Raw genomic sequence first — 15,475 nt, forward strand, 5'->3', positions numbered from 1 at the left:
TTCGTCTGGACAATTGGTATTTTTTTGGCCTTAATTCGGTAACAAGGGAACAGCATTTCGAGGCCCACGAAAATCGGCAGCTAAGCCAAGCCGGAACCGCTTCGAGGATGATCAAGAGAACGACCTACCGGCCCGTCAAGCTGGTGGCGAAGCTCAGGCATTCATCGGCTTTCCCCATCATTTCGCCGCTCCCGTGTAGCCGGGAAGGCGCACAGTTCGGCCGCAGGCGTCCGCCTTCGTGTCCGTCGAGCTTTCGGGATCGGCATTGCTGACGGTCCTCCAAGGGGCGTTGGGTGTTGCCTCAGACACACCGATTGCTTGTTTCAGATCGAAAACAGCGCCTAGCGGCGCTTAAAACAGGAGAGGGAAATGAAAAACACTGCTCTGAAAAGCTTGCTGCTTGCCTCCAGTCTGCTGACTTCAGCGGGGCTCGTCCATGCCGCCGACGTCACGCTGACGGTCGAAAGCTGGCGTAACGACGACCTGCAGATCTGGCAGGAAAAGATCATCCCGGCCTTCGAAGCCAAGAACCCGGGCATCAAGGTCGTCTTCTCGCCGACCGCGCCGACCGAATACAACGCCTCGCTGAACGCCAAGCTCGATGCCGGCTCCGCAGGCGATATCATCACCTGCCGTCCGTTCGATGCCTCGCTCGAACTCTTCAACAAGAAGCAGCTCGTTGACATCACCAGCCTGCCTGGCATGGAGAACTTCTCGCCGGTCGCCAAGGCCGCCTGGAGCACCGACGACGGCAAGTCGACCTTCTGCGTGCCGATGGCTTCGGTCATCCACGGCTTCATCTATAACAAGGATGCCTTCGACAAGCTCGGCATCTCGGTGCCGAAGACCCAGGACGAATTCTACGCAGCGCTTGACAAGATCAAGGCCGACGGCACCTACATCCCGCTCGCCATGGGTACGAAGGATCTCTGGGAAGCCGCCACCATGGGCTACCAGAACATCGGCCCCAACTACTGGAAGGGCGAAGAGGGGCGCAAGGCTCTGATCGAAGGAAAGCAGAAGCTGACGGATCCCGAATGGGTCAAGCCCTTTGAAGAGCTTGCCAAGTGGAAGCCCTATCTCGGCGACGGCTTTGAAGCCCAGACCTACTCCGATAGCCAGAACCTATTCACGCTCGGTCGTGCAGCGATCTATCCGGCCGGTTCATGGGAAATCGCGCTGTTCAACAGCCAGGCTCAGTTCAAGATGGGTGCTTTCCCGCCACCGGTTCCAAAGGCAGGTGACACGGGCTACATCTCCGACCACCCGGATATCGGTGTCGCCCTGAACGCGAAGAGCACCCATGCCGAAGAAGCCAAGGAGTTCCTCAGCTGGGTCGCTTCGCCGGAGTTCGCCGATATCTACGCCAACTCGCTGCCGGGCTTCTTCAGCCTGAACTCCACCGCGGTCAAGATGTCCGATCCGCTTGCTCAGGAATTCGTTTCCTGGCGCGGCCCGTACAAGTCGACGGTGCGCTCGACCTACCAGATCCTGTCACGCGGCACGCCGAACCTTGAAAATGAGACCTGGGTCGAATCGGCCAACGTGATCAACGGCACGGATACGCCTGCGGTTGCTGCCGAAAAGCTCCAGAAAGGCCTCGACAGCTGGTACAAGCCGGCCAAGTGATGTGATCAGGGGCGGCGTTTGCAGCCCCTCATCCGGCCTGCCGGCCACCTTCTCCCCGCTGGCGGGGAGAAGGAGACTCGCAGCGATCTCCCAGCCCGATATCGTTTCTCAGCAGGGGCGTTTCCTCTCTTTCCAGGTGGCAGAGAGTTAGGGTGAGGCGCAATCGTTTCCACCTGTGCTGCGCCTTGCGGCCAGTCGACAAGAACAGGCAAAAGCCATGAGCGAAACCGACAACGCGGTCGATATCGTCCCGATCAGGCGCCCGGTGCGCTGGCACATCTTCGTCTTCATGCTGCCGGCCTTGATCGTCTATTCCGCCGTCATGGTTTTGCCGCTCATCGAAACGCTCAGGCTTTCGCTCTACAATACGGTCGATGGGCAGCCGGCCTTCGTCGGACTGGCGAATTTCAAGGTGCTGTTCGGCGATGCGCGCTGGGCGCGCGATTTCTGGAATGCGCTGGTCAACAACCTGATCTTCTTTGCCATCCACATGTGCGTGCAGAACCCGATCGGCGTGGCGCTTGCCGCCCTGCTTTCGGTGCCGAAGCTGCGCGGCGTTGCCTTCTACCGCACGGCGATGTTCCTGCCGACGCTACTCTCCTTCGTCATCGTCGGCTTCATCTGGAAGCTCATCCTTTCGCCGATCTGGGGTGTAGCTCCCTGGCTGATGAGCCTTGTCGGCATGAAGTGGGCCTTCGCACCCTGGCTCGGGCAATCCGGTCCTGCGCTGATCGCCGTGTCGCTGATCTCGAACTGGCAATATATCGGCATTCCGATGATGCTGATCTATGCCGCATTGCTCAGCATCCCCGAAGAGGTGATCGAGGCGGCGGAATGCGACGGCATCACCGGTTGGGCCCAGTTCTGGAAAATCAAGCTGCCGCTCATCCTGCCGGCGATCGGCATCATCTCGATCCTGACCTTCGTCGGCAATTTCAACGCCTTCGACCTGATCTATACCGTGCAGGGGGCGCTCGCCGGACCTGACATGTCGACCGATATTCTCGGCACGCTGCTTTACCGCACCTTCTTCGGTTTCCAGCTTCAGCTAGGAGACCGCTCGATGGGCGCGACGATCGCCACGGTGATGTTCCTCATCATTCTCGCCGGCGTCTCACTTTATCTCTTCGTCATCCAGCGGCGCATGCGTCGCTACCAGTTCTGAGGAGCGCGCATGTCCAAGGCACGCACATCTCCCATCCGCACCGGCCTCGTGCATCTGGCGCTCAGCGCCTATACGCTGGTCGCGCTGTTTCCCGTTTTCCTGACCATCGTCAACTCGTTCAAGGATCGTGCCTCGATCTTCCGCGAGCCGCTGATGATCCCGACGCCGTCGACCTTCAGCCTCGTCGGCTATCAGACGGTGCTCGGGCAGGGCGATTTCGCCACCTATTTCCAGAACAGCTTCATCGTCACGATCGTCTCGATCCTGCTGGTGCTGCTGTTCGGCGCCATGGCGGCCTTTGCGCTCTCTGAGTATCGCTTCCGCGGCAATATGCTGCTCGGCCTTTACATGGCGATCGGCATCATGATCCCGATCCGTCTCGGCACGGTGGCGATCCTGCAGGGCATGGTGGCGGCCGGCCTCGTCAATACGCTGACGGCGCTGATCCTCGTCTATACCGCGCAGGGCATACCGCTGGCGATCTTCATCCTGTCGGAATTCATGCGCACGGTTTCGGACGACCTGAAGAATGCCGGGCGTATCGACGGGCTTTCCGAATATGCGATCTTCTTCCGCCTGGTGCTGCCGCTGGTGCGCCCGGCCATGGCGACGGTCGCCGTCTTCACCATGATCCCGATCTGGAACGATCTCTGGTTCCCGCTGATCCTCGCACCTTCCGAGGCCACCAAGACGGTGACGCTCGGCTCGCAGATCTTCATCGGCCAGTTCGTCACCAACTGGAACGCGGTGCTCGCGGCGCTGTCGCTGGCGATCCTGCCGATCCTCATCCTCTACGTCATCTTCTCGCGGCAATTGATCCGCGGCATCACGTCAGGAGCCGTCAAGTGAGCCAATCCGAAAAGCCGATCCGCGTCCTCGTTGCCGGCCTCGGCAACATGGGCCGCAGCCACGCGCTCGCCTATCACAACAATCCGGGCTTCGAGATCGTCGGTCTCGTCAACCGCTCGACGCCGCAATTGGAGCCCGAGCTGCAGGGCTATACGATCCATCCCGATTTCACGACGGCGCTCGCCGAGCTGAAACCGGACCTCTGCTCGATCAATACCTATTCCGACAGCCATGCTGATTATGCGGTCGCCGCTTTCGAGGCTGGCTGTGATGTCTTCGTTGAAAAACCGCTGGCAACCACGGTCGCCGACGCCGAGCGCGTCGTCGCCGCAGCGGGGAAGGCCGGGCGCAAGCTGGTGATCGGTTATATCCTTCGCCATCACCCTTCCTGGATGAAGCTGATCGAGGAGGCGCGCAAGCTCGGCCCGCCTTACGTCTTCCGCATGAACCTCAACCAGCAGTCCAGCGGCCCGACCTGGGCGACGCATAAGTCACTGATGCGCACCACCTCGCCGATCGTCGATTGCGGCGTGCATTACGTCGACGTCATGTGCCAGATCACCGACGCAAGGGCTGTCGAGGTGCGCGGCATGGGGCTGCGCATGTCGGAAGAGATCGCCGCCGACATGTATAATTACGGTCACCTGCAGGTGCTGTTCGAGGATGGTTCCGTCGGCTGGTACGAGGCCGGCTGGGGGCCGATGATCTCGGAAACCGCCTTCTTCGTGAAAGATGTGATGTCGCCAAAAGGCGCGGTGTCGATCGTCATGGATCCGAACGCCAAGTCCGACGATATCGACACGCACACCAAGACCTCGGTGATCCGTCTGCACACGGCCGAGACAGGCTCGGACGGCAAGTTCATCCGACCCGATCAGGACATGACGATGGAAGGTGAGCCCGGTCATCAGGCGCTCTGCGACCTGGAACAGGCCTTCATGCTGAGGGCGATCCGCGAGGATCTAGACCTAGGCCGCCATATGGCGGATGCGGTAGCGTCGCTGCGCATCTGCCTTACCGCCGACGAGAGCGTGCGTACCGGCCAGCCGGTCAGATTATAAGGAAAGACCTGTGGGATCGCTTCAACTCAAATCCATCCGCAAGACCTATGGCACGCATGAGGTGCTGAAAGGCATCGACCTCGAGGTCAAGGACGGCGAATTCGTCATCTTCGTCGGGCCGTCGGGCTGCGGGAAATCGACGCTGTTGCGCAGCATTGCAGGCCTCGAAGACGTCACGTCGGGTGCCGTCGTCATCAATGGCCGCGATGAGACGCTGACGCCACCGGCCAAGCGCGGAATCGCCATGGTGTTTCAGTCCTACGCGCTCTATCCGCATCTGACGGTCAAGGACAATATGGGGCTTGGCCTCAAGCAGGCCGGCACCGCCAAGGACGAGATCGACAAGCGTGTCAGCAAGGCATCCGGCATGCTTTCGCTGGAACCCTATCTGGCGCGACGGCCGGCCGAACTCTCCGGCGGTCAGCGCCAGCGCGTCGCCATCGGCCGTGCCATCGTGCGCGAACCGGAACTCTTTCTTTTCGACGAGCCGTTGTCGAACCTCGATGCGGCGCTGCGCGTCCAGACCCGCCTCGAAATCGCCCGACTGCACCGCAGCCTGAAGGCGACGATGATCTATGTCACCCACGACCAGGTCGAGGCGATGACGCTTGCCGACAAGATCGTCGTTTTGAATGCCGGGGCGATCGAGCAGATCGGTTCGCCGATGGAACTCTACAAACGACCGGCCAATGTCTTCGTCGCCGGCTTCATCGGCTCGCCGCAGATGAATTTCATCGCGGCCGAGAAAGTCGGCGATCACAGTGCCAAGACGATCGGCGTGCGTCCCGAACATATGACGCTGTCGCGCGAGCAGGGGACTTGGGCTGCGAAGGTCGTGCATGTCGAGCATCTCGGCGCCGACACGATCATCTATCTGGAATCCGACCAGTGCGGCCTGCTGACCGCGCGTCTTTTCGGCGAGCACCAGTATGAGCCGGACGAGATCGTCTATGCGACCCCGGACCAGGCGCATGTACACCGTTTTGACGTCGACGACCAGGCGATCCGCTGAACGCATGACAGAACGAAAGCCCTCGAAGTAGTTTCCGACTTCGAGGGTAGTTCCGCGTGCGGGCTTTTCAGTTACAGTCGACGTGCACGGTTCGATCAGCCGAGCACGGGTCGCATGAAGCTGCGTTCATAGCTGACGATACTGCGGTTGCGTTTGTCGAGTTCGAAAGCGGCCTGACATTCCGGATCGCTTGCCATGTGGGTGCGATAGTCCTCATAGGCGGCAAGGCTCGGGAAGGAAAACAGTGCTACGGCAATGTTATTGGCGCCTTCGGACGGCAGGAAATAACCGTGATGGCTGCCGCCCATCCTGTTGACGATCGGAATCCAGAGCCGGGCATATTCTTCGAATTCGGCAAGCTTGTACGGATCAATCACATAACGCAGGTGGCAGGTAATCATTGATATATCCCATCGCGCAAAAATGTCGGGCGGCGAGCTGCTCAGCAGGTTTGGTTTGCTCAACTTCTGGCACTGGTTCAAGTGCCTTGCGGTGATGGCTGCATCACGTTTGCTGACGGGTCGGACGAGTTGAAATGAAAAAAGGCGCCGTTTTGCGGCGCCTTTTGTCTGAGCGGCATTGGCGAAATCAGTCGCGGATGATGAGCAGGTCGGCTGCCATGAAACGCAGCGTTACCGTTTCGCCAGCCTGCGGCGGGGTAGTGCCCGGGCTGTTGAACATGTCGAAGGAGATGACGTTGCCGCCGACATTCATGCGGGTGCGGATGACCGACCCCAGGAAGTGAGCCGAAACGACCTGGCCGGTCAGCGCCGTGTCGCTCTTGACGCTGTCGGAGAGCGAGCCCGCTTCCGGGCGTAGCGCCAGCGAGATGGTTTCTCCGGCCTTGTGGGCGGCGACCGACTGCTTCAGCGTTATGCCCTGATCGCCGATCTGGATGCGGTTGGTATCGGGATCGACGACCTTGGCCTCGATGATGTTCAGCGTGCCGACGAAGGAGGCGACGAAGCGCGTTGCCGGCGTATTGTAGATCTCGAAAGGCGAACCGATCTGGTCGGCCTTGCCGGCATTCATGACGACGATACGGTCGGAGATCGACAGGGCTTCTTCCTGATCATGGGTGACGAAGACCGTGGTGATGCCGAGCTGCTGCTGGATCTGGCGGATTTCCTCGCGCAGCGACACGCGAATCTTGGCGTCGAGTGCGGAGAGCGGCTCGTCGAGCAGCAACACTTGCGGCTTGACGGCCAGCGCACGGGCAAGGGCTACTCGCTGCTGCTGGCCACCCGACAGTTGATAGGGGAAGCGGTCGGCCAGGTGATCGAGCTTGATCAGGCCGAGCATTTCCTTGACGCGGGCGTCGATTTCAGGTTTTGGGGCGCCGGCGACCTTGAGACCGAAGGCGACATTGTCGTGTACCGTCATGTTGGGGAAGAGCGCGTAGGCCTGGAACACCATGCCGATGTTGCGCTGGTTGGGCTTCAGCGCGCTTTGGTCCTTGCCGTTGATGGTCAGCGTGCCGCCGGTTGGCGTTTCGAAGCCGGCGATCATGCGCAGGACTGTCGTCTTGCCGCAGCCCGACGGTCCGAGGAAGGAGACGAACTCACCCTTCTCGATCGTCATGTTGAAGTTCTTGACGACCTGAACCGGGCCGAAGGATTTCTGAATGTTGGTCAGCGTGAGAAAAGACATGAGCCAGATACCTTAAGCCTTTGCCGGGCGGGCTTTGCCGACGCGGGAAACGATGTTGAGCAGGCCCATGCTGAGCCAGGTGATCGAGAAGGCGATGACGGCAAGCGCCGAAGGCTCATAGGCCTTGTTGGCGCCGACGAGCTGCAGGTAGGGACCGAAGGCCGGACGGTTCAGAAGTGCGGCAAAGGTGAATTCGCCCATGACGATCGCGAGCGTGATGAAAGCGCCTGAGAGCACGCCGCTCATGACGTTCGGGAAAATGCATTTGAACATGATGGTCGTCCATCGAGCGCCGAGGCTTTCGGCCGCTTCCGTCAGCGTGCGGACGTCGATGGCGCGCATGGCGGTATCGACGGCGCGGTACATATAGGGCAGCGACAGGGTGATATAGGAGAAGACCAGCAGGATGTTGGTGCCGGTCGTCGAACCCGTCAGCGGCAGGTAGGACGACGAATTATACATCCTGAGGTATCCGAAGACGATAACGATTGCCGGAATGACAAGCGGCAGCAGGGTGATGAATTCGACGACCGGACGCATCTGCGGCAGCCGCAGCCGCACCCAATAGGCTGTCGGCACGACGAGCAGCATGCCGAAGACGATGGTGAGCAACGCCATCAGCATGGAATAGCCGAAGGTCTCCCGGAACTGAATGTCGGAGAATACCGACTTGTAGGCATCGAGGCTGTATTCGCCGCGACGCATGCGCAATGAAAACTCGATTGTGCCGATCAACGGGATGACGAAATAGGATGCACCCAGAATGACGGCGATCCAGGCTCCGAGACGCTGAGCTTTCATTTCTGCCACCGTTCTGCGCGCATGCGCAGCATGAGGTAAAGGACGTTGGAGACGCCGGTGATGACGATCATGCCGAGCGCGATGGCGTAACCGAGATTGGCATTGTGCAGAACGTCGCCGCGGATCTGCGCATAGAGCAGGATCGGCACGATGTTCAGCGAGCTGCCGGTCAGCGCGAAAGCGGTGGCAATGGCGCCGAAAGCGTTGGCGAAGAGCAGCAGCGTCGTGCCCAGCAGGCTCGGCCAGAGGATCGGCAGCGCGACCATCGTCCAGTACTGGCGGTTGGTGGCGCCAAGGATCTGTGAGGCTTCGCGCCATTCCTTCTTCATGCCGTCGAGGGCGGGCGTCAGAATCAGCACCATCAGCGGGATCTGGAAATACATGTAGGTGATGGTGAGGCCGAAGAAGGACAGCAGATTAAAGCCGGTGCCGTAGAGATTGAAGCCGAACCATTCGCGCAGGAAAATCGTCACAAGCCCGGTGCGGCCGAGCGTTGCGAGAAAGGCGAAGGCGAGCGGCACGCCGGCAAAATTCGAGGCGACGCCGGAGAAGGTCAGCAGCGTCGAGCGGACGGAGGCAGGCAGGCCGCCGAGCACGACGGCCCAGGCGAGGAAGAAGCCGATCAGCGCACCGCCCAGAGCCGACGCCACCGACACACGGATACTGATCGAGTAGGCGCTCATGATGGATGGGGTAAACAGATCACCGATATTCTTCAGCGTCAAATCGCCCTCGGGCGTCAGGAATGCGCCCGCCACAAGATAAAGCGTGGGGATGATCAGGAACAGCAGGGAGAAAATGATGAAGGGTGCAATGCCCAGCCAGTCGATCACGCGATCTCTGTTGATCAAGGGGGCGCTGCGCACCATAGGCGTTGAAACGGTGCTCATGGAAAAGCTCATCCTGGGGCGTCGGAGTGAGAAACCTCCCCGCCTTGCGGCGGGGAGGCAGGATCAGAGGTTACTTGACGGCGGCGCCGACGACGGAATCCCAATTCTTGGTGATCGCTTCCTTGCCGGCAGACTGTTGTTCGAGCGTCGGGAAGACAGCCTTTTCATAGGATGCAGCCGGCGGCAGCTTGTCGAGCAGTTCCTTCGGGATCTTGTTGTTCTTGGCAAGATCGTTGAAGCGGATCGGGTGGCAATAGCCCTTCAGCCAGCCGAGCTGACCTTCGTCGGAATAGAGGTATTCCATCCAGAGCTTCGCAGCGTTCGGGTGCGGAGCGAAGGCGGAGATAGCCTGGACGTAGACGCCGGCAACGACGCCTGTCTTCGGAACGACGACCTCGAAGGGAGGGTTGCCCTTCAGGCTTTCGCCCCAGGAGAGGGCGTTGTAATCCCAGGCAATGATGATCGGCGTCGAGCCCTGGGCGAACGGAGCCGCCTTGCCGACGACCGGCACGAAATTACCGCTCTTGTTCAATTCGGCGAAGAACTTCAGGCCTTCTTCGCCTGCCTTGGCCGCGTCACCGCCGGATGCGGAAAGACCAGCGGCATAAACGCCCTGGACAGCCTGGTTGGCGGCGCGCGGATCGCCCGCGAGGGCGACGCTGTTTGCGTAGTCGCTCTTCTTCAGATCGGCCCAATCGGCCGGCGATTCCTTGACGAGATCCTTGTTCACGAGGAACGAGAGAACGCCGTAATAATCGCCGTACCAGTAGCCGTCGGCATCCTTGGCGGTATCCGGGATGGAGTCCCAGGTGGAGACCTTGTAAGGCTGGATCAGGCCGTCTTTCTTGGCGGACGGGCCGAAAGAGAGGCCGACATCGATGACGTCAGGAGCCTGCGGGCCGGTGTTGCCCTTGTTGGCCTTGATGGCTTCGACTTCGTCGCCCGAACCCGCATCCGGGTTGAGCTCGTTGACCTCGAGGCCATACTTGGCCTTGAAGCCGGCAATGACCTCGCCGTAACCGCACCAGTCGTGCGGAAGAGCGATCGTCGTCAGGGTGCCTTCCTTCTTGGCGGCGGCGATAAGTTCAGCGCTCGGCTCGGCAGCGGCAATCGCGGTCGAAGCCACGATCATCGCAGTAGAAAGCGACAGTAGTCGAGAAATGTTAGAGATCACTGTTGTTCTCCTTCGGGTTTTCAGTGTCTGGCGATGCTGTTAATGAGATTACATGAAGCTTGTGTGACAGTTGGATGACGTTAATTCTGCTGCGAATAGCGGAGGTTGCAGCAAATGTTTTATTTGCGACAACGCCGTCTGCTTTCGCCAAAATCCGTCATTGTTTTTCTTCTGTTTTAGTCTTGTCCTCCTAACCCGGTTTGCGGAAAAGCCTGGTCTGCTCGAACAGGCCCTCCAGTGTCTTCATGCGTTCCTTCGTCTCGTCCCAGGTCGAATTCTGAACGGCCTCGATCAGCGCTTCGACGATGAAAAGGGTGACGACGGAGGAATCCCAGGCCGACGGCGCCTCGATCCGGACGCGGAAGGCATGCCTGGCGAGCTTGGCGGCAGGCGAGCCCCACTGGTCGGTGAAGACGACGATTTCGGCGCCGCGTTTGCGGGCGGCGGTGGCGAGGCTCACCATCTCCTGCTCGTAGCGGCGGATATCGAAGATAATCAGGATGTCGCCGGCATTCATGTTGAGGGCATATTGCGGCCAGCTGCTGGAATTCGACGACAGCAGCGTCGTTGCCGGCCGGATCACCTGCATGTGGGTGAAGAAATACTCTGCAAGCGCGCCGGTGATGCGGCCACCGACGAAATAGAGGCCACGCTTGCGGTCGGAAAGCAGCGCGGCGACGCTGTCGAAAGTCGCGGTGTCGAGATCGGTCAGCGTCTGGCGCAGATTGCCCATGATCGCATCGGCGAAACGGTTGAGAATATGCGTGCCCGGGGCATTCTGCGCCCAGCGGTCGTGCTTGGCGATCGGGTTCGAGATCGTCGCCTCGACTTCCTGATGCAGATGCGCCTGAAAGTCCGGATAGCCCTTGAAGCCGAGTTTCTGCACCATACGCACGACGGTTGGCGTCGAGACGCCGGCGTTCTCGGCGATCGTGGTAATGCTGCCGAGGCCGGAGACCGGATAATTGTCGAGCAGGCTTTCGGCCAGCTGCTTCTCGGCACGCGTCAACACCCCCAAATGCGAGTGTATGACGTCCGAAACCGTCTTCGACGCAACTGTCACGTAACTATGCTCCCCGGGATGGTCTGGCGCCACTTTCCCACTCAAAGTTAACAACGCTGTCACAATCCATGTCAACTACTGTCATGAAAAGAAATTTTCAGCAGATGCTTGACACCGGCCGAAACCTGAAGAATTCTTTTCTTCATCAAGAATTTGTTAAGGGAAAAGGAGTGGCGCCTTTGGTGCTGGCCCGGCCGAAAATCCTCAGTGAAGCGGACGGTGACTGCGTCGGGATCGAACGCATCCACGGCCGGAGCCCGGTGCTTCTGATTTGCGAGCACGCCTCGAATGCCCTTCCAGCCCTTTTCGGCGATCTCGGCCTGCCCAGCGAAGCGCTCTCCAGTCACATCGCCTGGGACCCGGGCGCGCTTGCCGTCGCCCGCAACATATCGCAAGCGCTCGACGTGACGCTCGTTTACCAGCGGTTCTCCCGGCTTATCTACGACTGTAACCGGCCGCCCAGTTCACCCGGCGCCATGCCAAAGACCAGCGAGATCTACGCCATTCCCGGCAATAAGAATTTGAACCCCGAAGAACGGCTTGCGCGCACCGACGCGCTCTATGTGCCTTTCCACGACGCCATTCGCGGGCTGATCCGCGATCGTCGGGCGAGGGGGCAAGACAGCATCATCGTGACGATGCACAGCTTCACGCCGGTCTATCACGGCCACGAACGCGCCGTCGAACTCGGCATATTGCACGATGAGGACAGCCGGCTGGCCGACCGCATGCTGGAGGCTGCGGCCGAGGCGCCGCTTTACAGAACGGAACGCAACGAGCCTTACGGGCCTGAGGACGGCGTCACTCACACGCTGATCCTGCACGGGCTTTCGAACGGCTTGCGCAATGTGATGATCGAGGTCCGCAACGACCTCATCGCAGACGATATCGGTCAAGGGGTCATGGCCGACTATCTGACAGGTCTGCTCCAGCAAAGCCTGGAAGCCTGAGATAAAAAGAAGACCCGAGGGAGCAGTTTAACTGCGGACGTCCGGATGGCGCAAATGCCGCGGACAATTGGCACTGAACCGGTCGCAATTCCGCGGCCCGGTCGTGAACAGGGGGAAGTCATGTCGGACTATACCGAACTGGACAAGAAGCAGGATGTACACATCCTGCATTCCATGGGTTATGCCCAGGAACTCGAACGACGCATGAGTTCGTTCTCGAATTTCGCAATCTCGTTTTCGATCATTTGCATCCTTTCCGGCGGCATCAATTCGCTCGGGCAGGCGACTTCGGGCGCCGGTGGTGCTGCGATCGGTATCGGCTGGCCTCTCGGCTGCTTAATATCCTTCATCTTCGCCCTCGGCCTCGCACAGATCGGCTCCGCTTATCCGACGGCCGGCGGGCTTTATCACTGGGGTTCGATCCTCGGGAATCGCTTCACCGGCTGGCTGTCGGCCTGGCTCAACCTGCTCGGTCTCGTCACCGTGCTTGGCGCCATCAATGTCGGCACTTTCTACTTCTTTTTCGGCGCTTTCGGTCCGCAGTTCGGCATCGAGGACACGCTTCTTCACCGAGTCGTCTTCGTGGCGATCATCACGGCTCTGCAGGCCGGCATCAACCATTTTGGCATTGGTCTCACCGCCAAGCTCACCGATTTTTCGGGGTATCTGATCTTCGCGACGGCGCTGCTGCTGACGATCGTCTGCCTGGCGGCTGCTCCTAGCTGGGATATTTCGCGCCTGTTCACCTTCGCTAATTATACCGGCACCGAAGGCGCATCGCTGGTTTGGCCGGGCACCGTCTCGACCGGCATGGCATTCCTGCTCGGCCTGCTGCTGCCGATCTACACCATCACCGGCTACGATGCCTCGGCGCATACCTCGGAAGAGACCGTCAAGGCCGCCGTCTCCGTACCGCGTGGCATGGTTTCGGCGGTACTCTGGTCGGCGCTATTCGGTTACATCATGTTGTGCGCCTTCGTGCTGATGATCCCGAACATGGACGATGCGGCAAAGCAGGGCTGGAACGTGTTCTTCTGGGCGATGGACGCTCAGACGAACCCAACGATCAAGAGCATTCTCTACTTCCTGATCTTCGTCTCGCAGTTCCTCTGCGGGCTTGCGACCGTCACCTCGGTTTCGCGCATGATCTTCGCCTTCTCGCGCGACAAGGGCCTTCCGGCATCGTCGGCCCTCGCCAAGGTCAGCCCAAATTTCCGCACGCCGGTCGCCGCCATCTGGACGGGCTCGATCCTTTCGGTCCTCTTCGTTTGGTTCACCTCGGCAATCACCATTGCCGGCACGCCGGCCTATTCGATCGTCGTGTCGTGCACGGTCATCTTCCTGTTCCTGTCCTTCGCAGTGCCGATCGCGCTCGGCCTTGTCTCGATTGGAACGGCGAAATGGCCGACGATGGGGCCGTGGGATATGGGGATCGGGCTGTATAAGGTGATCGCGGTTCTTGCCATTATTTCGATGATCCTGATCTTTTATATCGGCATCCAGCCGCCGAACGACTGGGCGCTGGAGATTACCGTCGGCTTCCTCGTGCTGACAGGCATCGTCTGGTTCGCATTTGAAAACCGCCGCTTCAAGGGCCCGCCGATCGGCGACGATATCGCGAAGCGTCAGGCTGAAATCGCCGCGGCTGAAGCGGCGGTCGGCGAAGCCTGAGAAACAAGCTTCCCTCTCAAATGGCGGGGCCGCACTCTGCGGCCCCATCACCGGTCCAACGAAAAGGCATCCGGCCGCCCAATTCCGGCGATGGCATGCCATTTCGTTGCCCCGGTTTCCGATTTTCCCATTTCTCGTTCAGGCGGATCAATCATGAGCAGCTACACAATCGACGATCTCAGGAAGGATGTTGCCGAAGGGCGCATCGACACGGTTCTGGCCTGCCAGGTGGATATGCAGGGCCGGCTGATGGGCAAGCGTTTCCAGGCGGAATATTTCGTCGAGAGCGCCTGGAAAGAAACACACAGCTGCAACTACCTGATCGCCACCGACATGGAGATGGAGACCGTCTCCGGCTACAAGGCGACGAGTTGGGAGAAGGGCTACGGCGACTACACGATGAAGCCGGATCTTGCGACGCTGCGTCGTATTCCCTGGCTCGAAGGCACCGCGCTGGTGCTCTGCGATATGCTTGACCACCATACGCACGAGGAGGTCGCCCACTCGCCGCGCGCGATCCTGAAGAAGCAGGTGAAGCGGCTCGAGGATATGGGCATGAAGGCCTACATGGCCTCCGAGCTCGAATTCTTCCTGTTCGACCAGAGCTACGAAGCGGCGCAGGCTTCCGGCTACCGCAACCTCAAGCTCGTCAGCGCCTACAACGAGGACTACCACATCTTCCAGACCACCAAGGAGGAAGAGGTGATGCGGGCGATCCGCACCGGGCTGCAGGGCGCCGGCATTCCGGTTGAGAACTCCAAGGGTGAGGCATCGGCCGGCCAGGAGGAGATCAACGTGCGCTACGCCGATGCGCTCGCCATGGCAGACCGGCACGCGATCATCAAGAACGGCTGCAAGGAGATCGCCTGGTCGAAGGGCAAGGCCATCACATTCCTCGCCAAGTGGAATTACAATGCCGCCGGCAGTTCCTCGCATATCCACCAGTCGCTTTGGAGCCTGGAGGAAAAGCCGCTATTCTTCGACCATACCGGCAAATACGGCATGTCACCGCTGATGCACAATTACATCGCCGGCCTTCTCTCCCATGCGAGCGAGATTACCTATTTCCTGGCGCCCTACATCAACTCCTACAAGCGCTTCATGGCCGGCACGTTTGCACCGACCAAGGCGATTTGGAGCAAGGACAACCGGACGGCCGGCTATCGCCTGTGCGGCGAAGAGACCAAGGGTATCCGCATCGAGTGCCGCGTCGGCGGCTCCGATCTCAATCCTTATCTCGCCTTCGCCGCGCTGCTTGCCGCCGGCATTGACGGCATCGAGAACAAGCTCGAACTCGAAGCCCCCTTCGTCGGCGACGCCTACGGCGGCAAGGGCGTCCGCGAAATCCCGCGCACGCTGCGCGCGGCCACGACTGAAATGACGGAATCGGCTATGCTGCGTAAAGCCTTCGGCGACGACGTGATCGATCATTACACCCGCGCTGCCGAATGGGAGCAGGAAGAATACGACCGCCGCGTCACCGACTGGGAAGTGGCGCGCGGTTTCGAAAGAGCTTAATAGGCATTTGCGATTTGCTTGCCCCTCACCCTCACCCTATCC

At 60.0% G+C, this 15,475-nt stretch carries 14 protein-coding genes; 8 read left to right on the forward strand and 6 right to left on the reverse strand.

Annotated features, from left to right (window positions below):
- The first annotated feature begins 369 nt into the window (after positions 1–369).
- From ACIPSK_RS03995 to ACIPSK_RS04015, 5 genes are all read left to right on the forward strand, one after another.
- Positions 370–1,629 carry an ABC transporter substrate-binding protein gene (locus ACIPSK_RS03995; RefSeq protein ID WP_162115926.1) on the forward strand — a complete coding sequence of 420 codons (1,260 nt, stop codon included), beginning with the start codon at positions 370–372 and terminating at the stop codon, positions 1,627–1,629.
- A 217-nt stretch (positions 1,630–1,846) separates the two neighbouring features.
- Positions 1,847–2,794: a carbohydrate ABC transporter permease gene (locus tag ACIPSK_RS04000; protein WP_017965152.1), complete on the forward strand. Its 948-nt coding sequence runs from the start codon at positions 1,847–1,849 to the stop codon at positions 2,792–2,794.
- Between the two features lie 9 nt (positions 2,795–2,803).
- Entirely contained in the window at positions 2,804–3,643 is an 840-nt protein-coding gene (locus ACIPSK_RS04005) for a carbohydrate ABC transporter permease (RefSeq protein ID WP_162115927.1), read from the forward strand.
- Complete coding sequence (locus tag ACIPSK_RS04010; RefSeq protein WP_162115928.1) at positions 3,640–4,704, forward strand: Gfo/Idh/MocA family oxidoreductase; 1,065 nt, start codon at positions 3,640–3,642, stop codon at positions 4,702–4,704. Before ACIPSK_RS04005 ends, ACIPSK_RS04010 begins: the two co-directional genes overlap by 4 nt.
- A 10-nt stretch (positions 4,705–4,714) precedes the next feature.
- Positions 4,715–5,716 carry an ABC transporter ATP-binding protein gene (locus ACIPSK_RS04015; RefSeq protein WP_018074097.1) on the forward strand — a complete coding sequence of 334 codons (1,002 nt, stop codon included), beginning with the start codon at positions 4,715–4,717 and terminating at the stop codon, positions 5,714–5,716.
- Positions 5,717–5,811: 95 nt separating this feature from the next.
- Here the strand turns inward: ACIPSK_RS04015 and ACIPSK_RS04020 are convergent, their stop codons facing one another.
- The 6 genes from ACIPSK_RS04020 to ACIPSK_RS04045 form a co-directional block, all read right to left on the reverse strand.
- A complete protein-coding gene (locus tag ACIPSK_RS04020) occupies positions 5,812–6,117 on the reverse strand; it encodes an NIPSNAP family protein (protein ID WP_162115929.1) in 306 nt (101 codons plus the stop codon).
- 187 nt (positions 6,118–6,304) lie between these two features.
- Positions 6,305–7,366 (reverse strand): ABC transporter ATP-binding protein, encoded by a 1,062-nt coding sequence (locus ACIPSK_RS04025; protein WP_162115930.1) that lies wholly within the window; start codon positions 7,364–7,366, stop codon positions 6,305–6,307.
- Positions 7,367–7,378: 12 nt separating this feature from the next.
- Positions 7,379–8,167, reverse strand: coding sequence for an ABC transporter permease (locus ACIPSK_RS04030; protein ID WP_026154237.1), 789 nt, complete (start codon positions 8,165–8,167; stop codon positions 7,379–7,381).
- The gene (locus ACIPSK_RS04035; RefSeq protein ID WP_003561109.1) at positions 8,164–9,057 is read right to left on the reverse strand and encodes an ABC transporter permease; all 894 of its coding nucleotides are present in this window, start codon (positions 9,055–9,057) and stop codon (positions 8,164–8,166) included. Before ACIPSK_RS04035 ends, ACIPSK_RS04030 begins: the two co-directional genes overlap by 4 nt.
- A 70-nt stretch (positions 9,058–9,127) precedes the next feature.
- Entirely contained in the window at positions 9,128–10,231 is a 1,104-nt protein-coding gene (locus ACIPSK_RS04040) for an ABC transporter substrate-binding protein (protein ID WP_162115931.1), read from the reverse strand.
- A gap of 190 nt (positions 10,232–10,421) precedes the next feature.
- Positions 10,422–11,294: a MurR/RpiR family transcriptional regulator gene (locus tag ACIPSK_RS04045; protein WP_017965144.1), complete on the reverse strand. Its 873-nt coding sequence runs from the start codon at positions 11,292–11,294 to the stop codon at positions 10,422–10,424.
- Between the two features lie 179 nt (positions 11,295–11,473).
- On the opposite strand from ACIPSK_RS04045, the gene ACIPSK_RS04050 reads away from it, so the two are divergent.
- From ACIPSK_RS04050 to ACIPSK_RS04060, 3 genes are all read left to right on the forward strand, one after another.
- Positions 11,474–12,244 (forward strand): N-formylglutamate amidohydrolase, encoded by a 771-nt coding sequence (locus tag ACIPSK_RS04050; protein WP_162116159.1) that lies wholly within the window; start codon positions 11,474–11,476, stop codon positions 12,242–12,244.
- Positions 12,245–12,364: 120 nt separating this feature from the next.
- On the forward strand, positions 12,365–13,915 hold the full coding sequence (locus tag ACIPSK_RS04055) for an amino acid permease (protein WP_017965142.1): 1,551 nt from the start codon (positions 12,365–12,367) through the stop codon (positions 13,913–13,915).
- Between the two features lie 153 nt (positions 13,916–14,068).
- Positions 14,069–15,433: a glutamine synthetase family protein gene (locus ACIPSK_RS04060; protein ID WP_162115932.1), complete on the forward strand. Its 1,365-nt coding sequence runs from the start codon at positions 14,069–14,071 to the stop codon at positions 15,431–15,433.
- The last annotated feature ends 42 nt before the right edge of the window (positions 15,434–15,475 follow it).

It is taken from the genome of Rhizobium sp. LARHSG275 (assembly GCF_052871115.1).